The organism is Brachybacterium sp. ACRRE (assembly GCF_022346485.1).
Taxonomy (GTDB): domain Bacteria; phylum Actinomycetota; class Actinomycetes; order Actinomycetales; family Dermabacteraceae; genus Brachybacterium; species Brachybacterium halotolerans.
Genome location: NZ_JAKRMO010000008.1, coordinates 53,981 through 73,569, shown reverse-complemented (window position 1 = coordinate 73,569; position 19,589 = coordinate 53,981). Strand labels below are relative to the sequence as shown.

Annotated in this window: 20 protein-coding genes and 1 pseudogene; 15 read left to right on the top strand and 6 right to left on the bottom strand. The window is 72.3% G+C overall.

Annotated features, from left to right (window positions below):
* Positions 1–26: 26 nt before the first annotated feature.
* Positions 27–410: an iron chaperone gene (locus MHY49_RS04020; RefSeq protein WP_239202773.1), complete on the top strand. Its 384-nt coding sequence runs from the start codon at positions 27–29 to the stop codon at positions 408–410.
* Positions 411–520: 110 nt separating this feature from the next.
* Here MHY49_RS04020 and MHY49_RS04015 read toward each other — a convergent pair whose 3' ends face one another.
* Together MHY49_RS04015 and MHY49_RS04010 are read right to left on the bottom strand one after the other, a co-directional pair.
* A complete protein-coding gene (locus tag MHY49_RS04015; protein WP_239202771.1) occupies positions 521–1,675 on the bottom strand; it encodes a DUF4870 domain-containing protein in 1,155 nt (384 codons plus the stop codon).
* 149 nt (positions 1,676–1,824) lie between these two features.
* Positions 1,825–2,715, bottom strand: coding sequence for a DUF3097 domain-containing protein (locus MHY49_RS04010; RefSeq protein WP_239202769.1), 891 nt, complete (start codon positions 2,713–2,715; stop codon positions 1,825–1,827).
* 82 nt (positions 2,716–2,797) lie between these two features.
* Here MHY49_RS04010 and hrcA point away from each other — a divergent pair, with 82 nt between their 5' ends.
* From hrcA to MHY49_RS03995, 3 genes are all read left to right on the top strand, one after another.
* A complete protein-coding gene (gene hrcA / locus MHY49_RS04005) occupies positions 2,798–3,826 on the top strand; it encodes a heat-inducible transcriptional repressor HrcA (protein WP_239202767.1) in 1,029 nt (342 codons plus the stop codon).
* A gap of 76 nt (positions 3,827–3,902) precedes the next feature.
* Complete coding sequence (dnaJ, locus tag MHY49_RS04000; protein WP_239202765.1) at positions 3,903–5,033, top strand: molecular chaperone DnaJ; 1,131 nt, start codon at positions 3,903–3,905, stop codon at positions 5,031–5,033.
* 26 nt (positions 5,034–5,059) lie between these two features.
* Positions 5,060–5,860 (top strand): 16S rRNA (uracil(1498)-N(3))-methyltransferase, encoded by an 801-nt coding sequence (locus MHY49_RS03995; protein ID WP_239202763.1) that lies wholly within the window; start codon positions 5,060–5,062, stop codon positions 5,858–5,860.
* A gap of 122 nt (positions 5,861–5,982) precedes the next feature.
* Here MHY49_RS03995 and MHY49_RS03990 read toward each other — a convergent pair whose 3' ends face one another.
* Positions 5,983–6,525 carry an NADPH-dependent FMN reductase gene (locus MHY49_RS03990; RefSeq protein ID WP_239202757.1) on the bottom strand — a complete coding sequence of 181 codons (543 nt, stop codon included), beginning with the start codon at positions 6,523–6,525 and terminating at the stop codon, positions 5,983–5,985.
* Positions 6,526–6,673: 148 nt separating this feature from the next.
* On the opposite strand from MHY49_RS03990, the gene MHY49_RS03985 reads away from it, so the two are divergent.
* The 7 genes from MHY49_RS03985 (at position 6,674) to MHY49_RS03955 (ending at position 13,790) form a co-directional block, all read left to right on the top strand.
* Positions 6,674–7,066 carry a histidine triad nucleotide-binding protein gene (locus MHY49_RS03985; RefSeq protein ID WP_239202812.1) on the top strand — a complete coding sequence of 131 codons (393 nt, stop codon included), beginning with the start codon at positions 6,674–6,676 and terminating at the stop codon, positions 7,064–7,066.
* On the top strand, positions 7,063–8,178 hold the full coding sequence (locus MHY49_RS03980) for a PhoH family protein (RefSeq protein ID WP_228358366.1): 1,116 nt from the start codon (positions 7,063–7,065) through the stop codon (positions 8,176–8,178). Before MHY49_RS03985 ends, MHY49_RS03980 begins: the two co-directional genes overlap by 4 nt.
* Complete coding sequence (gene ybeY / locus MHY49_RS03975) at positions 8,175–8,642, top strand: rRNA maturation RNase YbeY (protein WP_228358367.1); 468 nt, start codon at positions 8,175–8,177, stop codon at positions 8,640–8,642. The genes MHY49_RS03980 and ybeY overlap by 4 nt, the downstream gene beginning before the upstream one ends.
* Entirely contained in the window at positions 8,639–10,012 is a 1,374-nt protein-coding gene (locus tag MHY49_RS03970) for a hemolysin family protein (RefSeq protein ID WP_239202755.1), read from the top strand. The genes ybeY and MHY49_RS03970 overlap by 4 nt, the downstream gene beginning before the upstream one ends.
* A complete protein-coding gene (gene era / locus MHY49_RS03965) occupies positions 10,005–11,024 on the top strand; it encodes a GTPase Era (protein WP_239202752.1) in 1,020 nt (339 codons plus the stop codon). Before MHY49_RS03970 ends, era begins: the two co-directional genes overlap by 8 nt.
* 347 nt (positions 11,025–11,371) lie before the next feature.
* Positions 11,372–13,081, top strand: a complete 1,710-nt coding sequence (leuA, locus tag MHY49_RS03960) for a 2-isopropylmalate synthase (protein WP_239202810.1) — start codon at positions 11,372–11,374, stop codon at positions 13,079–13,081.
* Positions 13,082–13,376: 295 nt separating this feature from the next.
* Entirely contained in the window at positions 13,377–13,790 is a 414-nt protein-coding gene (locus MHY49_RS03955; RefSeq protein WP_239202751.1) for a DUF1801 domain-containing protein, read from the top strand.
* A gap of 27 nt (positions 13,791–13,817) precedes the next feature.
* Here the strand turns inward: MHY49_RS03955 and MHY49_RS03950 are convergent, their stop codons facing one another.
* Complete coding sequence (locus MHY49_RS03950; RefSeq protein WP_370645967.1) at positions 13,818–14,951, bottom strand: DMT family transporter; 1,134 nt, start codon at positions 14,949–14,951, stop codon at positions 13,818–13,820.
* 111 nt (positions 14,952–15,062) lie between these two features.
* Here MHY49_RS03950 and MHY49_RS03945 point away from each other — a divergent pair, with 111 nt between their 5' ends.
* From MHY49_RS03945 to MHY49_RS03930, 4 genes are all read left to right on the top strand, one after another.
* Positions 15,063–15,983 carry a LysR family transcriptional regulator gene (locus MHY49_RS03945; RefSeq protein ID WP_239202749.1) on the top strand — a complete coding sequence of 307 codons (921 nt, stop codon included), beginning with the start codon at positions 15,063–15,065 and terminating at the stop codon, positions 15,981–15,983.
* 117 nt (positions 15,984–16,100) lie between these two features.
* Positions 16,101–16,886 (top strand): methyltransferase domain-containing protein, encoded by a 786-nt coding sequence (locus MHY49_RS03940; protein ID WP_239202747.1) that lies wholly within the window; start codon positions 16,101–16,103, stop codon positions 16,884–16,886.
* A 142-nt stretch (positions 16,887–17,028) separates the two neighbouring features.
* The gene (gene recO / locus MHY49_RS03935) at positions 17,029–17,760 is read left to right on the top strand and encodes a DNA repair protein RecO (RefSeq protein WP_239202745.1); all 732 of its coding nucleotides are present in this window, start codon (positions 17,029–17,031) and stop codon (positions 17,758–17,760) included.
* A gap of 84 nt (positions 17,761–17,844) precedes the next feature.
* Positions 17,845–18,714, top strand: a complete 870-nt coding sequence (locus MHY49_RS03930; protein WP_239202806.1) for an isoprenyl transferase — start codon at positions 17,845–17,847, stop codon at positions 18,712–18,714.
* A gap of 112 nt (positions 18,715–18,826) precedes the next feature.
* Here the strand turns inward: MHY49_RS03930 and MHY49_RS03925 are convergent.
* Positions 18,827–19,156 (bottom strand): annotated as a pseudogene (locus MHY49_RS03925) (DedA family protein); the annotation flags it as partial.
* A gap of 4 nt (positions 19,157–19,160) precedes the next feature.
* The gene (locus MHY49_RS03920; RefSeq protein WP_239202743.1) at positions 19,161–19,577 is read right to left on the bottom strand and encodes a Fur family transcriptional regulator; all 417 of its coding nucleotides are present in this window, start codon (positions 19,575–19,577) and stop codon (positions 19,161–19,163) included.
* Positions 19,578–19,589 lie beyond the last annotated feature (12 nt).

Genomic DNA, 19,589 nt, shown 5'->3' with positions numbered 1-19,589 from the left:
CGCGGGGCCGGTGCCAGACTGTCCGCATGACCGCGCGCACCGAGAAGCCGAAGACCGTCGAGGAGTACTTCGCCGGGCTGGACGGCCCCGCCCTCGAGCTCGCCCAGCAGCTGCGCGAGCTCGCGCGCGAGGTCGTCCCCGAGGCGAGCGAGCAGCTGAAATGGGGCAACCTCGCCTGGGTGCACCCGCAGGGCATGATCCTGTTCGTGGTCAGCACCCACGCGAAGCACGCGAACGCGGCCTTCACGCCCAGCACCCGCGAGGCCTTCGACGCGCGGCTGGAGGACTTCGAGACCGGCAAGGGCACCGTGAAGCTCCCGTACGGGCGGCCGGTCCCGGTCGACCTGCTGCGCGAGATGATGCGCCATCGTCTCCGCGAGTACGAGGTGGACGGCGTCACCTGGAGGTAGTCGACGTGCCGGCATCGGCATCATCCGGACGACGGGAGGGCCCGGGATCAACCAGATGATCCCGGGCCCTCCCGTCGTCCGACGCGGCGACCGCTCGCGCGGCCACCGGCTCACTTCACGAGGCGGATGTTCATGGGGTAGTTCCACCACTGGCGGTCGTTCGCCTTCACGGCGCCCATGATCGCGAAGATGATGTGCAGGACCGCGGGGACGGCGACCACCACGAAGAGGAACGAGAGGATCCCCAGGGAGATCAGGGCGAGGATCCCGCACACGATCGTCAGCACGATCTCCGCGATGATCACGGCGATCGCCGCGTTCAGCGCCTCGGCCGCGTTGAAGCGGATGAAGCGGTTGCGGTCCTTGAAGACCAGGAAGATGATCAGCGGCCCGAGCCAGCCGAGCGTGCCGAAGCTGATGAGGTACCCGATCACCACGGCGAGCTGCGCGAGCATCGACCACAGCTTCACGTCGGACTCGGCGGTCGGCTGCCCGGTGAGCGGCCCCGGGTACACGCCCTTGATGTGCGGAGGGGGAGTGTTCGACCAGTCGCCCGCGGGGGTCGGGCCCGGGATCTGCTGGTAGGCGCCCTGCTGTCCGCCAGCGCCCTGCTGCCCACTCGCGCCCTGCGCGTACCCGGTGTTCTGCGCGTACCCGGAGTTCTGCTGGTATCCGCTCTGCCCATCGGCGGGGTTCGGGTGAGCCGCGCCCTGGGAACCTGCCTGCCCGGAGCTCTGCGCGGGCCCGCCGTGGCCGTAGCCGTAGCCGCTCTGCTGGCCGCCCGGTGCCGCACCCGCGGCGGACGACTGCGACGCCTCGCCCGCGCCGTAGGGAGACGCCTGCCCGTAGGGCGATGCCTGCCCGTACGGAGTGGCCTGCCCGTAGGGGGAGGGGTGCCCATAGGGGGAGGCCTGCTCGTACGCCGCGGACTCGCCGGACGTCGTCGCCGGATCCGGAGCCGGTCCCCACGTCGGGTCCGAGGCCTGCCCGTCGTCCGTCGGACGCGGAGCGGAGAACTCGTTCTCCACGGCGTAGGCCCCGCCCTCATCGACGGACGTCCCGTCCGCGGCGACCGCCGAGGCCGCCCCGTCCGCGGCGGTGCTCTCGGCGGATGCGCTGCCGCCGGACGCGTCCGTCCCCTCGTCACCGGGGACGCCCTCGGGTGCGGCGCCGGCCTGCGCAGGGTCGGCCGCCCACCCGGGCTGGTCCGTGCCGTCGTCCTGCGTCGGCCGATACGGGTCGACGGGTCCGTTGTTCTCGCTCATGGGATCGCTCCTCGTCCGGTTCGATCGCTCCGCAGCGCGGTCGCGCAGGCCGAGCGGGTTCACGTGCGCCACGAGCCTATCGGGCGGATCACGCCAGCGCGCGGGGGAGTTCCGCTGCGCGTCCCGGGGGAAAGCCCCCGTCGCACGGCTCAGGACTCGGTGGTCACCCAGTCGATGAGCTCCTCGATGCGCCCGGAGAGGGTCGGCTCCACGTCGGCGTAGGAGCGGACGGTCGCGAGGATCCGCTGCCAGCCCTCGGCGATGTCGGCCTGCTCGGCGTGCGGCCAGCCGAGCGCCCGCAGCGTCCCGACCTTGATGTCGGTGCCGCGGGGCACGTGGGGCCACGCCTGGAGTCCGACGCGTGCGGGGCGTACGGCCTGCCAGACGTCGACGTACGGGTGGCCCAGGATCAGCACGTTCCCGCGCGCGCCGGGAAGGCGCATGGTCTCCTCGGCAAGCCGCGTCTCCTTCGAGCCCTTGACCAGGTGGTCGACCAGCACGCCCAGGCGTCGGCCCGGGCCAGGGGCGAAGTCGCGCACGCGCTCGGCGAGATTGTCGGCGCCGTCGAGCATCTCGACGACCACGCCCTCGATGCGCAGGTCGTGGCCCCACACCTTCTGCACCAGTTCGGCGTCGTGCTTGCCCTCGACCCAGATCCGCGAGGCACGGGCGGTGCGGGCCTTCGCGCCCTGCACGTAGACGGAGCCGGAGGCGGAGCGCTGCCGGGCCGGAGCGGCGGCAGCGGCGCGCTGCGGCGGCACCAGGCGCACCGGCCTGCCGTCGATCATGAAGCCGGGGCCCATCGGGAAGCCGCGGCGCCGGCCGCGTCCGTCCTCGAGCTCGACGACGAGCTCGCCGGCGATCTTCTCGAGGCGCACGATCGCGCCGGTGAAGCCCGTGGATGCCTCCTCGACGACGAGATCCCGCTGCGCGGGCACGTCGGCGGCCTGCGGGGCGCGGCGGTGGTGGGAGGGCGCGGGCGAGGAGAGGACGTCCTGGCCGTAGCGGTCGGGGAAGGATCGCGGTGACACGGCCGACACCGTACACCGGTGGCGAACACCTCTCGTGGAGCGGCGTCGGCGACGCGTAGGATTGGCACTCGGAAGCGAACAGTGCCAGCGCATGGGAGGTGAGCACGTGGAGGAGCGCAGGCTGCAGATCCTGGGCGCGATCGTCGAGGACTACGTCGCCACTCGCGAGCCCGTGGGCTCGAAGTCCCTGCTGGACCGCCACGATCTGGGGGTCTCGGCGGCGACGGTCCGCAATGACATGTCGCTGCTCGAGGAGGAGGGGCTGATCACCCAGCCCCACACCTCCGCCGGCCGGGTCCCCACCGACAAGGGCTATCGCGCCTTCGTCGACCACGTCGCCGCGATCAAGCCGCTGTCCTCGCCGGAGAAGCGCGCGATCCGCTCCTTCCTCGACGACGCGGGCGACCTGGACGAGCTGCTGACGCGCACGGTCCGTCTGCTCGCCCAGCTCACCCACCAGGTCGCGCTCGTGCAGTACCCGGCGGTGCGGCAGGCCCGGGTGCGCCACGTCGAGCTCGTGAAGGTGGCTGACGCGCTCCTGCTCGTCGTCCTCATCACCGAGTCCGGCCAGGTCGACCAGCGCACCATCCCGCTGCTCGCAGGGCGCTCCGTCGAGTTCGACACGGACTTCTACGCGGACCTGCGCGCACGCATGAACCAGGCCGTCGTCGGCCGCGAGGTCACCGACCTCCACGATCCGCTCGCCGAGCTCGTCACCCGCAGCCCCGCCGGGGCACAGGAGGCGTGCCGCGAGGTCGTCGACGCCCTGCTGGGCCTCGCCGACAGCCGCACCGAGGACCGCATCATCATGGCCGGCGCCGCGAACCTCGCGCGCTCGGCAGGGGACTTCACCACGCAGGTCGAGCCGCTCCTGGACGTGCTCGAGGAGCAGCTCGTGCTGCTGCGCCTGCTGGGCTCGATGCGCGCCGAGCCCGGAGCGGTCGAGGTGCGCATCGGCCAGGAGATCCCCGAGCACGCGCTCGCCCAGGCGTCCCTCGTGGGCGCCGGGTACCGTGACGGCTCGCACCTGGCGATCCTCGGCCCCACCCGGATGGACTACGTGACCGGCATCTCCACCGTCCAGGCCCTCGCGCGCTACGTCTCCCGCTTCCTGGGCTGATGCTCGTCCCCGTGATGAGGCTCCCGACGCTTCCGCCCGCGCCCCACCGAACCACCGCCACAGCAAGGACCCCTTCGTGAACGACGACTACTACGAGCTGCTCGGCGTCAGCCGCGAGGCCTCGACCGACGAGATCAAGAAGGCCTACCGCAAGCTCGCCCGCTCCCTGCACCCGGACGTCAACCCCGACCCCGAGGCGCAGGAGAAGTTCAAGCGGGTCTCCCAGGCCTACGAGACCCTCTCGAACCCCGACCGCCGCCGCCAGTACGACATGGGCGGCGGCCCCGGCATGGGCGGGTTCCCCGGCGGGGCGTCCTTCGACTTCTCGGACATCTTCGACATGTTCGCCGGCGCCTCGGGCATGCGCGGCCGCGGGCAGGGTCCCACCCCGCGCCAGCGCCGCGGAGGCGACGTGCTGCGGCGCACCGAGGTGAGCCTGCGCGACGTCGTCTTCGGCACCGAGCAGGACGTCACCTTCCGCACCGCCGTCGCCTGCGATCGCTGCCAGGGCTCCTGCTGCGAGCCCGGCACGAGCCCCACCCGCTGCACCAACTGCAGCGGCAGCGGCCACGTCCAGCGCGTCGCGCAGTCGCTGCTCGGCCAGATGGTGACGATGGCGCCGTGCCCCGTCTGCGGCGGCCACGGCGACGTCATCGAGTCGCCCTGCACCCAGTGCTCCGGCCACGGCCGCACTCCCAGCGAGCGCACCGTGACCGTGCGGATCCCCGCGGGCGTCGAGGACGGCACCCGCATCCAGCTGCGCGGAGAGGGCGAGGTCGGCGAGGCCGGCGGCCCCGCGGGCGACCTCTTCGTCGAGCTCTCCGTCGCCGAGCACGACGTCTTCGTGCGCGAGGGCACGGACCTCGTGACCCGTCTGCGGGTCCCGATGACCGCCGCCGCGCTCGGCGCGAGCATCCCCCTGGAGACCTTCGACGGCGAGCGCACCGTGGAGATCCAGGCGGGCAGCCAGCCCGAGGACGAGATCGTCCTCAAGGGCCTCGGCGTCACCCCGCTGCGCCGCAGCACCCGCGGCGACATCCGCGTCGAGCTCGACGTGCAGATCCCCACCCGGCTCGACGACGAGCAGCGCGAGCTGCTCGAGAAGCTCGCGAGCGTCCGCGACGAGGAGAAGCCCGCCGCCAGCTCCGGCCGGCGCGGATCGCACGGTATGTTCGGCAAGCTGCGCGATCGCCTCCGCGAGCGCTGAGACCCGATCCGCCGAGGAGCCATCCCGTGCCCGACACCCCCGCCGCCTTCCTCGTGCTCGACGACGCCCTCGCGGCTCTCGACGAGGGGTCGCGCTACGACCTCTCCGGCGAGGAGGGCAGGCACGCGGCGAAGGTCGCGCGCATCCGCACGGGGGAGCGGATCCTGCTGAGCGACGCGGACGGCCGTCAGGCCCGCGCCGAGGTGACCGAGGCGCGCAAGGAGGAGCTGTCCCTGCGTCTGCTCGAGGCGCCCTCGGATCCGGTCACCCGCTCACCGCGCCTCGCCCTCGTGCAGGCGCTGGCCACCGGCGGACGCGACGAGCAGGCGATCGAGTCGGCGACCGAGCTCGGCGTGGACAGGGTGACGCCCTGGATCGCGCAGCGCTCGGTGTCCGTCTGGATGGGCGAGAAGCTGCGCAAAGGCCGCGCGCGCTGGGAGAACACCGTGCGCGCTGCCGTCAAGCAGTGCCGCCGGCGCGGCATCCCCGCGGTCGACGAGGCCCGGACCAGCGCCCAGCTCGTCGAGGATCTGCGTGCGCGCTCCGCGGCGGGCGCCATGCTCCTCGTGCTGCACGAGCAGGAGTCGGTGGGGCTCATGGGGCTCGCCGAGGAGCTGCGCGCCCTGCGGGCCGACGAGGTGCCTGCCGGGGTGCCCGAGATCGTGGTGGTCGTCGGGCCCGAGGGCGGGATCTCCCCGGAGGAGCTCGCGCAGCTGAAAGAGGCCGGTGCGCGCTCCGTGCTGCTGGGCCCCGAGGTGCTGCGCTCCTCGACCGCGGGCCCTGCGGCCCTCTCCGTGATCAGCGCACTGATCGGCCGCTGGGGCTGAGCGCAGTCCTCTGAGCGGGGGACAGCGAACGGAGAAAGCCCGGTACCTCTGGGGTCCCGGGCCCTCCCGGTGTTCGATGGTGCTCCACACCAGCGCGCGCTTCCCAGCGCGCGGCGCGCGCGTCAGGCGGCCGGCTGCAGCGCCTTCTCCTCGAGGGAGGCGAGGTCCGCGGCCAGACGGGCCACCTTCTCCTCGGCGACGAACAGCTCGCCCTCGAGCGAGAGGTCCTCGCGGAAGCCGAGCCCGAGCGTGTCGACGACGTCGGCGCCGACGCGGGTCATGAGGGTCTCCAGGAGCGGCAGCACCTCGTTCGCCGCGTTCCAGCCGTAGCCGATGAGCAGCAGCGGCAGGCCGCTCCACTCGCCGTAGAGGAAGTCGACGGCGTTCTTCAGGGCGCCGGGGTAGGAGCCGTTGTACTGCGGGGTGAGGATCACGGCGGCATCGAGGGCGGCGATGCGCTCGCCCCAGGTCCGGCCGTGGTCGGTGGTCTTGTCGGCCCCGGACTTCGGGGACTGCGGCTCGTCGAAGGCGGGCAGCGCGACCTCGCGCAGGTCGATCAGGTCCACCTCGAAGCGGTCGTCGACCGCATCGGCGACCCAGCGCGCCACATGGTCGGCGACGCGGTTCGGGCGGGCGCTGGAGAGGATGATTCCGAGCTTGGGCATTCCGGGGACCTCACGAAAGTAGTTGACAACTGAACCAGTCGGGGACAGTCAACTCCTTGGGACCGTCGAAAGCCAGGATCATGAACCAGCTGTGGTCGACCCCACGCGCATGCCCGGTCGGCCCGTGGCCCGTAGAATCGGGACCATGATGAGCACCGAGTCCGCCAGCGCCCCGACGCCCGGCTCCGCGGCCGCGATCCGCGTCGACCCCGAGTGCGTCTTCTGCAGGATCGTCGCGGGGGAGATCCCCTCCGAGCGCGTCCACGAGGACGAGTCGGTGATCGCCTTCAAGGACCTCTCGCCGAAGGCCCCCGTCCACGTCCTCGTCGTGCCGCGCACCCACCTGCGCGACGTCCGCGAGCTCGCGACCGAGCCGTCCCTGCTGGCCCACGTGGCCTCCGTGGCCGGCGACCTCGCCGCCGACCTCGCCGACGGAGACTTCCGACTCGTCTTCAACACCGGCGCCCACGCCGGCCAGACCGTCTTCCACGTGCACGCGCACGTGCTCGCGGGCGGAGAGCTCGCAGAAGGAGAGATGTGAGCGACCCCGCCACTCCCGCACCGGGCCCCGAGCCCTCCGTCACCGAGAGGCACCTCTCGATCCCCGACCACCTCAGCCCCCTGCAGGTGCTCGGCGAGTCCGACAGCGCCCTGGACGCCCTCGAGGGGGCGGTCCCGGAGGCCGACATCGTCGTGCGCGGGCACCGCGTCACGCTGCGCGGCACCGCCGACGCGGTGCGCCGCGGCGAGCACATCGTGCGCTCGCTCATCCAGATCGCCCAGCAGGGCCAGACCGTCACCCCCGAGGCCGTCGGCCGCGCGGCCGCTCTCTACGGCGACGAGCGCGCCGCCGGCGAGCGCATCGACACCGTCCTCTCGCAGGCCGTTCTCTCCTCGCGCGGGCGCACGATCCGCCCCAAGACCCTGGGCCAGAAGCAGTACATCGACGCCGTCGAGAACTCGACGGTGACCTTCGGCATCGGCCCCGCCGGCACCGGCAAGACCTACCTCGCCGTCGCCGTCGCGGTGCGCATGCTCCTGAGCAAGCAGGTCGAGCGCATCATCCTCACTCGGCCCGCGGTCGAGGCGGGGGAGCGGCTCGGATTCCTCCCGGGCGGGCTCAACGAGAAGATCGACCCCTACCTGCGCCCGCTCTACGATGCCCTGCACGACATGCTCGACCCCGAGTCGATCCCGCGGCTGATGGGCGCCGGCACCATCGAGGTGGCGCCGCTGGCGTACATGCGAGGGCGCACCCTGAACGACGCCTTCATCATTCTCGACGAGGCCCAGAACACGAGCCCCGAGCAGATGAAGATGTTCCTCACGCGTCTCGGCTTCAACTCGACGATGGTCGTCACCGGCGACGTCACCCAGGTCGACCTCCCCGGCGGCCAGCCCAGCGGCCTCAAGGTCGTCGAGCAGGTCCTGCAGGGGATCGACGACATCTCCTTCTGCCGCCTCACACCGCAGGACGTCGTGCGCCACCGCCTGGTCTCCGAGATCGTCGAGGCCTACGGCCGCTGGGAGATCGGCGGCCGCGACGGGCGCGGCGGTCCCGGTGGCGCGGGCGGACGCACGAGCAGGGGCTCCTCCGGGGGCCGCGGAGGATCCGGCCAGCGCCGGCACGAGAGCAGGAGCACCGGCCGATGAGCATCGAGGTCCGCAACGAGACCACCACCCGCATCGACGAGCGCGAGTTCGTCGACCTCGCGCGCTTCGTGCTCGAGAAGATGCGGATGCACCCGCTCACCGAGCTCTCGATCCTCTTCGTGGACGAGTCGGCCATGGAGCAGCTCCACATCCAGTGGATGGACGAGCCGGGGCCGACGGACGTGCTGAGCTTCCCCATGGACGAGCTCACGCCGGGCACCGAGGACCAGGCCGCCCCCGAGGGTCTCCTCGGAGACATCGCGATCTGCCCGAGCGTCGCCGCCAAGCAGGCCGCCTCCTCCGGGCACAGCGCAGTCGAGGAGATGCTGCTGCTGGCCACCCACGGCATGCTCCATCTCATGGGCTACGACCACGCCGAGGAGGACGAGAAGAAGGTCATGTTCGACCTCCAGCGTCGCCTGCTGCTGACCTTCCTCTCCACGCGCGGCCAGGACGCCGAGTGACGGCGCTGCTCCTCGTCCTCATCCCCCTGGCCGTGCTCGGCATGGTCTGCGGCGGTCTGCTCTCCGCGGCCGACGCCGCGCTGCTGGGCACGTCCCGCGCGGCCCTCGAGCGCCACCTCGAGGAGGCCGAGGCCCCCGAGCGCGTGCGCCGCCGCGTGCTCCACCAGCACGAGGACGCCCCGCACACCCTCGCCGCGATCAGCCTGGGCCGCGTGATCTCCGAGTCGATCATGGCCGTCGCGATCACCGCGATCGTGTTCGAGACCATGGACGGCTGGGTGCTGCCCACCCTGATCTCCGTGGCGATCGCCGTCGTCGGCTCCTTCCTCGTGGTCTCGGTGTCCCCGCGCACGGTGGGACGGCGCCGGCCCGAGCGCTTCTCCACGCTGCTCTCGGGCCTGATCGGCGTGGTGCGCAGCCTCCTCGGCCCGCTCGCGCGCCTCATGATCCATGTGGGCTCGGCCTTCACGCCGGGCGGCAAGATCTCCGGCGGCCCGTACGCGACCGAGGCGGAGCTGCGCCAGTACGTGGACCGGGCCATGGAGAACGAGGAGCTCGAGGACTCCGAGCGCGACATGATCCAGGGCGTCTTCGACCTCGGGGACACGCTCGTGCGCGAGATCATGGTCCCGCGCACGGACATCGTCACGGTCACCGCGGACACCACCGCGGAGAAGGCCATGCGGCTGTTCGTCCGCTCCGGGTACTCCCGGATCCCCGTGGTCGGCGAGACGGTCGACGACCTCCAGGGCGTGCTCTACGTCAAGGACGTCATGCGCACGATCCACTCGCCGTGGGACCCCCGCCCCGAGCGGCCCGTCGCCGAGATCATGCGCGCACCGATGGTGCTGCCCGAGTTCCTCGGGGCCGACGAGGTGCTGCACGCGATGCAGACCCGCCGCGTGCACATCGCGATCCTCGTCGACGAGTACGGCGGCGTCTCCGGGATGGTCACCATCGAGGACGTCCTCGAGGAGATCGTGGGCGAGATCGCGGACGAGCACGACCGCGCCGAGCTGCGCATCGAGGAGCTCGGCGAGGGCGTGTTCCGCGTCCCGGCGCGGGAGAGCATCGGGGCCGCCGGCGAGCTCTTCGGCCTCGACATCGAGGACGAGGACGTCGACACCGTGGGCGGCCTTCTCGCCAAGGCGCTCGGGCGCATCCCGATCCTCGGCGCGGAGGCCGACGCATTGGGCCTGCATCTGGAGGCCGACCGCACCGGCGGGCGCCGCAAGCAGCTCGCGACCGTGCTCGTCAGCCGCACACCCAAGGACGAGCGAGAGGACACCCGCACCGGCGCGGTGCCCGTCGTCGCAGCGCACGAGGACGAGAGCGGCGCCGCCGCCTCCGAGGAGGAGCACCATGCCTGAGAGCGTCATCGGGAGCGGCGAGGCCGACGGGGCCGACAGGACGGACGGGGCCAGCGGGCCCGGCGAGGCGGGCGGCGTCGCGGAGCATCGCGCCGGGTTCGTCGCGCTCGTCGGCCGGCCGAACGTCGGCAAGTCGACGCTCACCAACGCCCTGGTGGGGGAGAAGGTCGCGATCACCTCCTCCAAGCCGCAGACCACGCGCCGTGCGATCCGCGGCATCCTCACCCGCGAGGACGCCCAGATCATCCTCGTGGACACCCCCGGGGTGCACCGCCCGCGCACGCTGCTGGGGGAGCGCCTGAACGACCTCGTGCGCGAGACACTGACGGAGGTCGACGTGGTGGGCTTCTGCCTGCCCGCCGATCAGAAGATCGGCCCCGGCGACCGCTTCATCGCCGAGGACCTCGCCGAGATGCGCCAGGGGCGACGCGGGCCGAAGGTGGTCGCGATCGTCACCAAGTGCGACCTGGTGCGTCCCGAACGGATCGCCGAGCACCTCATGGACGTCGACCAGCTGCTCGACGTCGACGCGATCGTCCCGATCAGCGCCGTCACCGGGCGCCAGATCGACGACCTCGTCGGCGTGATCGCCGGCCTCCTGCCGGAGAGCCCGCAGCTGTACCCCGACGGGCAGCTCACCGAGGAGAGCGACGAGGACCGCATCGCCGAGCTCATCCGCGAGGCGGCCCTCGAGGGCGTGCGCGACGAGCTCCCGCACTCGATCGCCGTGGTGGTCGAGGAGATCGCCGAGACCGATCCCGACGGCGACCCCTTCGCCGAGGTCGCCCCCGGAGAGGGGCGCCTGGTGGTGCGGGCGAGCCTCTTCGTCGAGCGCGACAGCCAGAAGGGCATCATCATCGGCCGCGGCGGCTCCCGGCTGCGGGAGGTCGGCTCCCACGCACGCGCCGGCATCAATCAGCTGCTCGGCCGCTCGGTGCACCTGGACCTGCGCGTCAAGGTCGCCAAGGACTGGCAGCGCGACCCCCGCCAGCTCGGGCGGCTCGGATTCTGAGACGGGGATCGGTCGCGCGGCACCGGGTGTACGGTGACTCACGTGCTGGGAACGATCCTCCTGCTTAGCCGCCGCGTCGAGGCCTGATACGCCGGGACCTCGCCGCGGCTGCTCCTCTGCCCACCCGGCGACCCGCATCAGCAGACGAAGGATCTTCCGTGAACACCACTGCGACCAGCACCTCCCAGCCCTCCGCCTCCGGCGCGAGCGCCCCGTCGGCCCCCGCTGATCCCCGCACCGACGCGCACACCGGGGCGGTTCCCCCGGTACCGGCCCGCGCCGCGACCGCCGACCCGTCGCTCCCCGTCGTCGGCTCCGACGGCGAGACGCCCCAGCAGCCCTCGGGCATGCCGATCCACAAGTACCTGCCCTTCCACGAGCAGATCCGCGCGGAGCTGCCCGATCGCACCTGGCCCGACGTGCGCATCACCCGCGCCCCGCGCTGGTGCGCGGTCGACCTGCGCGACGGCAACCAGGCCCTCATCGACCCCATGAACGCCGAGCGCAAGCTGCGGATGTTCGAGCTGCTCGTGCGCATGGGGTACAAGGAGATCGAGGTCGGGTTCCCCGCCGCGAGCCAGACCGACTTCGACTTCGTGCGCACGCTCATCGAGGAGGACCGGATCCCCGAGGACGTCTCGATCCAGGTGCTCACCCAGTCGCGCGAGCACCTCATCGAGCGCACCTACGAGGCGATCGCCGGGGCGAAGCGGGCCGTCGTCCACCTGTACAACTCGACCTCGATCGTGCAGCGCGACGTGGTCTTCCGCTCCGACGAGGACGGCGTGCTCGACATCGCCGTGCAGGGCGCCCTGCTCTGCAAGAAGTACGAGGAGACCGTCCCGGACACGCAGATCACCTACCAGTACTCGCCGGAGTCCTTCACGGGCACCGAGCTCGAGTACGCGGTGCGCGTGTGCAACGCGGTCGCCGAGATCATCAAGCCCACCCCCGAGCGCAAGATGATCGTGAACCTGCCGGCGACCGTCGAGATGGCGACCCCGAACGTCTACGCCGACTCGATCGAGTGGATGAGCCGCCACCTGGAGCCCCGCGAGGCCATCGTGCTGTCCCTGCACCCCCACAACGACCGCGGCACGGGCGTCGCCGCCGCCGAGCTCGGCTACATGGCCGGCGCCGACCGCATCGAGGGCTGCCTGTTCGGCAACGGCGAGCGCACCGGCAACGTGGACCTGGTGACCCTGGGCCTGAACCTGTTCAGCCAGGGCGTGGACCCGCAGATCGACTTCAGCGACCTCGACGAGGTGCGCCGCACCGTCGAGCACTGCAACCAGATGCGCGTGCCCGAGCGCGTCCCCTACGGCGGCGACCTCGTGTTCACGGCCTTCTCGGGCTCCCACCAGGACGCCATCAAGAAGGGCCTGGACCGCATGGGCTCCGACGCCGAGGCCGCCGGCAAGCAGATCGACGACATGGTCTGGCGGGTGCCCTACCTGCCCGTCGACCCCAAGGACATCGGCCGCTCCTACGAGGCCGTGATCCGCGTGAACTCGCAGTCCGGCAAGGGCGGCATGGCCTACCTGCTGCGCACCGAGCACGGCCTGGACCTGCCGCGGCGTCTGCAGATCGAGTTCTCCGGCATCGTCCAGAACATCACCGACTCCGAGGGCGGCGAGGTCTCCGCGGCCTCTCTGTGGGACTGCTTCACCGACGAGTACCTGCCCGCGCAGGACCCGGCCCGCACCTGGGGGCGCTTCGGCTTCCACGGCGTGCACCAGGAGTCGGCCGGCGAGGGCTCGGACCGCATCACCGTCGAGCTGCGCGTGGACGACCACGAGGAGACCGTCGAGGGGTACGGCAACGGCCCGCTCGACGGCTTCGTCAAGGCCCTGGCGGGCCAGGGCGTGCAGCTGCGCATCCTCGACTACGCCGAGCACGCGCTGACCGAGGGCGACGACTCCCTGGCCGCCTCGTACATCGAGTGCGAGATCGGGGAGCGGATCTTCTGGGGCGTCGGCATCGACGGCTCGATCACCCGCGCCTCGCTGCAGGCCATCGTGTCGGCGCTGAACCGGGCCGAGCGCGCGAAGGGCTGACCGGGCGCTGCATCGTGCCGTGGAAGGGGCCGACGGGGGCATTCCCGTCGGCCCCTTCGCGTCCCCTCGTGAGACGGACTTCTCGGCCCGACGTGTTCTCCACGGCCCGACGACGTGTCCTCCACGGGCCGACGTGTCCTTCACGGGCCACTGGTGGGGAGCCGTGGCATATAAGCCACGGCTCCCCACCCACGGCCCTTCCACGACACCGCACGGCCCATGAACGGAGGCCGACCTCTGGCAGGCCGCCGCTCCGCGTGCCCTCCAGCTCCTGGCGTCTGAGTAGGCTCGCGCCATGGCCCACGAGGTGAAGACGCAGCCGACGCAGGAGGATCCCGTCGCCTACTGCGCACAGCTCCCGACGTCGCGCCGCCGTGAGGAGGGCGCCCGTCTGCTCGACCTGTTCGGCGAGGTGACCGGGGCGACCCCCGTCATGTGGGGCCCGAGCATGATCGGCTACGGCGAGGAGGAGTATCACGGCCGCACCTCGCACGGCACCTGGTTCCGCGTCGGCTTCAGCCCACGGAAGGCCGCGATCTCCCTGTACGGCCTGCAGAGCGATGTCGGGGCGTCGGCGCTGCTCGAGACGCTCGGCAGGCACCGACGCGGCGCGGGCTGCGTGTACGTCAACGGTCTCAAGGACATCGACGAGGACGTGCTGCGCGAGCTCGTCGCACGGGGCTGGAGCAGCGCCGTCGCGGACTGCTGACTCGGAGCGATCCGAGCCCGGCGGGCGTCAGGGACGGGCAGAGTGCCCGTGATCCTCGTCGGCCTCGCCCTCCTGAAGGTCGAGGACCGGGAACTGCCCGGTGACGGCCTCCGGCTCGGCGATCGCCTGCACGGACAGCGCGGCGGGGTACTCGTCGGCCGGGAGCGTCTCGAGCTCGCCGTCGCTGGGCGCGGGGCGGCCTTCCGCCCGGTCCGCATCGTCCGCGCCGCGGGCCTGGGCGCGCCGGGCGGTGATCGTGGTCCCTGCGCTCGCGGCGACCACGAGCACCACGGCGAGCAGCCCGTACACGCTGGGCACCTGTGCGAGCAGGAGCAGGCCGGCGATCGTGGCGATCGCGGGCTCGAGGCTCAGCAGGATCCCGAACACGTGCCGGGGCAGTCGACGCAGCGCCGAGAGCTCGAGGGTGTAGGGGATGACCGAGGCGAGCAGGGCGGTGGCCACGGCGAGCAGCAGGAGTCCGGGGCGGGTGACGGCGGTGAGGACGCCGCCGGCACCGAGCGGGAGCAGGGCGAGCGCTCCGATCGCGAGCGCGACCGCGAGTCCGCCCTGGCCGGGGACGTGCCTGCCCACGTGCGCGCTCGCGAGCACGTAGAACCCCCAGAACACGGCGGCAATCAGCGCGAACAGGACCCCGACGGGATCGAGGGCCCCGGCACCCGCGAGGCTCTCGAGTCCGAACATCCCGATGCCCGCGAGGGCGAGCAGCACGCAGGCCAGGTCGGCGACGCGGCGCGAGAGGATCGCCGAGAGCACGAGCGGTCCCAGGAACTCGATCGCGACCGCGGTGCCCAGCGGGATCCGCTCGATCGCCGCGTAGAAGCTGCCGTTCATGGCGCCGAGGGCGAGGCCGAAGGCGAGCACCGCCCGCCACTGACCGCCGTTCCAGCGGCGCACTGCGGGGCGCACGATGATCAGCAGGATGATCGCCGCGATCCCCAGGCGCAGGCACGTCACGCCCCACGAGCCGAGCGCGGGGAACAGCTGCGCGGCGAGCGCCGCCCCGAACTGCAGGGAGGTGCACGAGCCCAGGATCATGAGCACCGCGGGAGCGACGGGGGACGAGGGGGCGGGCTGCGCGGATGCGGTCGGGGCCACGCCGGGCTGCGCAGCGGCGGTGGAGTGCACGGACGAGGAGGTCACGGATCGATTCTCCGCTCGATCGCTCGCACGTGGAAGATCAGCAGCGCAAGGATCCGTGCGCGATATCGTGAAGCGTTGCTGAATGGTCGGTCGAAGGCTCCAGGAGGTCCGATGCTCCACCTCTCCCGGCTGCGCACGCTGCACGAGCTCGCACGCCTCGGCACCGTCGGTGCGGTCGCGCGCAGCCTCTCGTACTCGCCGTCGGCCGTCTCCCAGCAGCTCGCCCAGCTGGAGAAGGAGACCGGGACGCGCCTCACAGAGCAGGTGGGCAGGCGCCTCGTGCTCACCGACGCGGGACGCGTCCTCGCCGAGCACGCCGCCGTGCTCCTGGAGGGCGTCGAGCGCGCCGAGTCCGATCTCGCCGCGACCCGGCCCGCGCTCTCCGGCGTGCTGCGGGTCGCCTCGTTCCAATCGGTGATGCTCTCGCTCATCCCGCCTGCGCTCACGGTGCTCTCGGCCGAGCATCCCGATCTGCAGATCGAGGTCCACCAGCGGGAGGTCGAGCCCGCCTACGAGGGGCTCCTCGCCCATGAGTTCGATCTGGTGCTGGGGGAGGAGTACCCCGGGCTCGACGAGCCGCACAGACCGGGCGTCCAGCGGGAGCCGCTGCTCGAGGACCCGCTCCTGCTGGCCGTCCCGTCGTCGGGCCCATGGTGCGACCCGGAAGGAATCGAGGACCTCGCCGACGCCAGTTGGACGGCGGACCCGGAGACCGTCATGCCGGGCGTCTGGGTGCGCAACCACCTGCGCGGGCTCGGCGTCGAGCCGCGCGTGCGCTTCGAGACCATCGACCTGCTCCTGCAGGCGCATCTGGTGCGCTCGGGACATGCGGTCGCGATCATCCCCGGACTCGTGGCGCGCGAGCACCTGGGGTCGGCGAGGCTCCTCGAGCTCGACGGTGCGCCCCGTCGGCGGGTCCATACGGCGGTGCGCAGCGGCCGCCGTGATCACCCGGCCACACGGGCGCTGCGCACGGCCCTCGCGGAGGCCGCCGCCTCGCTGGATTCCGCGGTCCCGCCGAAACTCTCTTGATATCAAGATAAAGTGGGTGTGCGCCGTGCCGCACTGCGCAGGGTCGCCCTGCACCGGGCCGCACCGCACGGCACCGCACAGGCCCGCAACAGCCCCGCACTCACGGATGGAGTCCCGATGACGCCCCCAGCTCCCGTCCCGCCGCACACCTGGAGCCCCTCGCAGTACCTCGCCTTCGGCGACGAGCGCGGCCGACCGTTCATCGACCTCACCTCGCGCATCGGCGCGCAGGCGCCGGGCCTCGTCGTCGACCTCGGCGCCGGGCCCGCGACGCTCACCGCCCTGCTCACCCGGCGCTGGCCCGAGGCGGAGGTGGTCGCCGTGGACTCGAGCCCCGCGATGATCGAGCGCGCCGCGACGGTCGACGGCGTGCGCGCCGAGCTCGCGGACCTCAGCACCTGGCGCGCCCCGCGGCCGGTCGACGTCCTGGTGACCAACGCCGCCCTGCAGTGGGTCCCCGGCCACCTCGGCCTGCTCCCGCAGCTGATCGACCAGGTCGCACCCGGCGGCTGGTTCGCCATGCAGGTGCCGGGCAATTTTGACGAGCCCAGCCACACGATCCGCCGCGATCTCGCCTCGCAGCACCCCTTCGCCGAGCACGTCGAGGGCATCGCGAGCCCCGCCTCCCACGACGCCGCGACCTATCTGCGCGCGCTCCAGGGAGCCGGCTGCGAGGTCGACGCCTGGGAGACGACCTACCTGCACGTCCTGCACGGCGAGGACCCGGTCTTCGAGTGGGTCAGCGGCACGGGGGCGCGGCCCACGCTGCAGGCCCTGCCGCCCGCTCTGCGAGAGCGCTTCGTCGCCGCGTTCAAGGAGCGGCTGCGCGAGGCCTACCCCGACGACGGCCACGGGGTCGTGCTCCCGTTCCGCAGGATCTTCGCCGTCGCGCGCCGGGCCTGAACCCGCATCGTCCGACGGGGCACGGGCTGACGAGATGCGGGCCGACGAGATGCGGGCTGACGAGAGGCGGGCCGACGAGGCGCGCGCCGACGGGGCGCGGCGGGCGCCGTCCGTCGGCCCCCGGCGGTAGATTCGACCCATCATGCAGAAGCTCTACCGGGACGACGCGATCGTCCTGCGCACCCACCCGCTCGGCGAGGCCGACCGCATCATCACCCTGCTGACGCGACGCCACGGGAAGGTGCGCGCCGTCGCCAAGGGCGTGCGGCGCACCGGCAGCCGCTTCGGGGCGCGCCTGGAGCCCTTCACCCTCGTGGACCTGCAGCTGCACGCGGGACGGAACCTGCACACCGTCACCCAGGCCGTGACCATCGAGGGCTTCGCAGGCCCCATCGCCGCGGACTACTCGCGCTTCACCGCCGCCACCGCCATGCTCGAGACCACGGACCGCCTCACCGACGACGTCGTGGATCCCTCCCAGCGCGGATTCCTGCTGCTCGTGGGGGCCATGCGGACCGTCGCGGCGGGAGAGATCCCCGCCTCGCTCGTGCTCGACTCGTTCCTGCTGCGCACCCTGGCGCTGGCCGGCTGGTCGCCCGAGCTGCGCGTGTGCGCGACCTGCGGGGCCGACGGGCCCCACCACGCCTTCGATGTCTCGGCGGGCGGCCTCGTGTGCACCGCGTGCCGCCGTCCCGGCGCCGTCGCGGCCCGGCAGGCGGCGATCGAGCACATGATCTTCCTCATGGCGGGCGACTGGGAGAACGTCCTGGACTCCGAGCAGACCACCCGCGAGGAGGCCAGCCGCCTGATCGCCGATACGATCACCTGGCACCTGGAGCGATCGGTCCGCTCCCTGGGGTACGTCGAGCGCTGAGGAGCAGTCGTGGCACGCAGGAGCACGCAGCGGAGGGAACGGCCCGGCGCGGAGCGCGCCGCGGGCGGTGACGCCGGACGCCGGCTGGTCGATGCCCCGCGCCGTCCCGAGGAGCCCTTCGCGCATCCCAGCGGAGCGCTGCCCCCGCAGCTGCCGCCGCAGACCATCCCCGGGCACGTCGCGGTCGTCATGGACGGCAACGGGCGCTGGGCGAACCAGCGCGGACTGCCGCGCACCGCGGGCCACGAGGCGGGGGAGGCTGCACTGCTCGATGTGGTCGCGGGCGCCCTGCAGATCGGCGTCACGCACCTCTCGGCCTACGCCTTCTCCACCGAGAACTGGAAGCGCTCCCCGGAGGAGGTCCGCTTCCTCATGGGCTTCTCCCGCGACGTGCTGCGCCGTCAGCGCGACACCCTGCACTCCTGGGGGGTGCGCATCCGCTGGATCGGCCGCGAGCAGCGGCTGTGGAGCTCCGTCATCAAGGAGCTCAAGGAGGCCGAGCGCCTCACCGCGGGCAACACCCGCATGACCCTGTACATGTGCGTGAACCACGGCGGCCGCGCCGAGATCGTCGACGGCATCCGCGAGGTCGCGGCGCTGGCCAGGGAGGGCCGCCTGAGCCCGCGCGCGATCACGGAGTCCTCGTTCCGCCGGTACCTCGACGATCCCGAGATGCCCGACGTCGACCTCTTCCTGCGCACGAGCGGCGAGCAGCGCACGTCGAACTTCCTGCTCTGGGAGGCCGCCTACGCCGAGCTCGTGTTCGTCCCCGAGCTGTGGCCGGACGTGGATCGCCGTGTGCTGTGGCGCGCGGTCACCGAGTACGCGCGGAGGGATCGTCGCTACGGGGGAGCGGTGGACGCTCCGACTCCCGAGGCTCCGGGGGGAGCGTCTCCCGACGCTCCGGCGCCGGGGTCTCCCGCGCCCGACGCTCGCGCGACCGGCGGCGTCTGAGCACGAGCACGACCGCCAGGGCGATGACGAGCGCGAGCACCAGGATCGCGACCCAGGGGCTCAGCAGGAACAGCTCGATCCAGGTGATCACGACGGCCAGTCCTATCGTCGCGTAGATGACGGCCCAGGCGAGGCCGCCGATGAGCAGTGCCGGGACGTAGCGGACCGCCGGCATGCGGGTGAGGCCGGCCGAGAGGTTCGCGGCGGTCTGGAAGCCGACGGTGAGGAAGCTCAGCGCCACGACGGGCGCGCCCCACCGGTTCACGATCGTGATCGCACGATCCACAGACGGGCTCTCGATCATCCTCGCGAGCCGTCCCCGGTGCGCGAGCCGGTGCGCACCGCGCCCCAGCAGGTACGTGCCGCCCGCGCGGCACAGCACGATCACCCAGAGCAGGCCGACGGCCGGCAGCAGCGGGAGCGAGCCGATCCAGTCGAGCACCCCGTCACGCCCCGGAGGCGGAGGAGGCGTCGGACGCGGCGCCCGAGTGCTCGGGGCACAGGCCGAAGATCTCCATGGTGTGGTCGACGTCGGTGAAGCCGTGCTCGCGGGCCACGCGGCGCGCCCAATCCTCGACCTGCGGCGCCTGGAACTCGACGGTGCGCCCGCACTCGCGGCACACGAGGTGGTGATGATGGCCGCTCTCGGCGCACTGGCGGTAGATGGACTCGCCGTCGTCGGTCACGAGCACGTCGACCTGGCCGCCGTGGGCCATGGTCTGCAGGTTCCGGTACACGGTGGCCAGGCCCACGGTCTCGCCGTCGGCCCGCATCTGCTCGTGGATCTGCTGCGCGCTGCGGAAGTCGTCCTGACGGCCGAGCGCGTCGAGGATCGCGGTGCGCTGCCTCGTGTTTCGCTGCATGCCCACCATCAT

Bases quoted from the DNA above. Each gene is read 5' to 3' on its own strand.
- leuA (WP_239202810.1), top strand. From the start codon at position 11,372: ATGCCGATCCACAAGTACCTGCCCTTCCACGAGCAGATCCGCGCGGAG.
- MHY49_RS03920 (WP_239202743.1), bottom strand. From the start codon at position 19,577: ATGCAGCGAAACACGAGGCAGCGCACCGCGATCCTCGACGCGCTCGGC.
- MHY49_RS04015 (WP_239202771.1), bottom strand. From the start codon at position 1,675: ATGAGCGAGAACAACGGACCCGTCGACCCGTATCGGCCGACGCAGGAC.
- MHY49_RS03955 (WP_239202751.1), top strand. From the start codon at position 13,377: ATGGCCCACGAGGTGAAGACGCAGCCGACGCAGGAGGATCCCGTCGCC.
- recO (WP_239202745.1), top strand. From the start codon at position 17,029: ATGCAGAAGCTCTACCGGGACGACGCGATCGTCCTGCGCACCCACCCG.
- MHY49_RS03985 (WP_239202812.1), top strand. From the start codon at position 6,674: ATGAGCACCGAGTCCGCCAGCGCCCCGACGCCCGGCTCCGCGGCCGCG.
- era (WP_239202752.1), top strand. From the start codon at position 10,005: ATGCCTGAGAGCGTCATCGGGAGCGGCGAGGCCGACGGGGCCGACAGG.
- hrcA (WP_239202767.1), top strand. From the start codon at position 2,798: ATGGGAGGTGAGCACGTGGAGGAGCGCAGGCTGCAGATCCTGGGCGCG.
- MHY49_RS03940 (WP_239202747.1), top strand. From the start codon at position 16,101: ATGACGCCCCCAGCTCCCGTCCCGCCGCACACCTGGAGCCCCTCGCAG.
- ybeY (WP_228358367.1), top strand. From the start codon at position 8,175: ATGAGCATCGAGGTCCGCAACGAGACCACCACCCGCATCGACGAGCGC.
- MHY49_RS03990 (WP_239202757.1), bottom strand. From the start codon at position 6,525: ATGCCCAAGCTCGGAATCATCCTCTCCAGCGCCCGCCCGAACCGCGTC.
- MHY49_RS04020 (WP_239202773.1), top strand. From the start codon at position 27: ATGACCGCGCGCACCGAGAAGCCGAAGACCGTCGAGGAGTACTTCGCC.
- MHY49_RS03945 (WP_239202749.1), top strand. From the start codon at position 15,063: ATGCTCCACCTCTCCCGGCTGCGCACGCTGCACGAGCTCGCACGCCTC.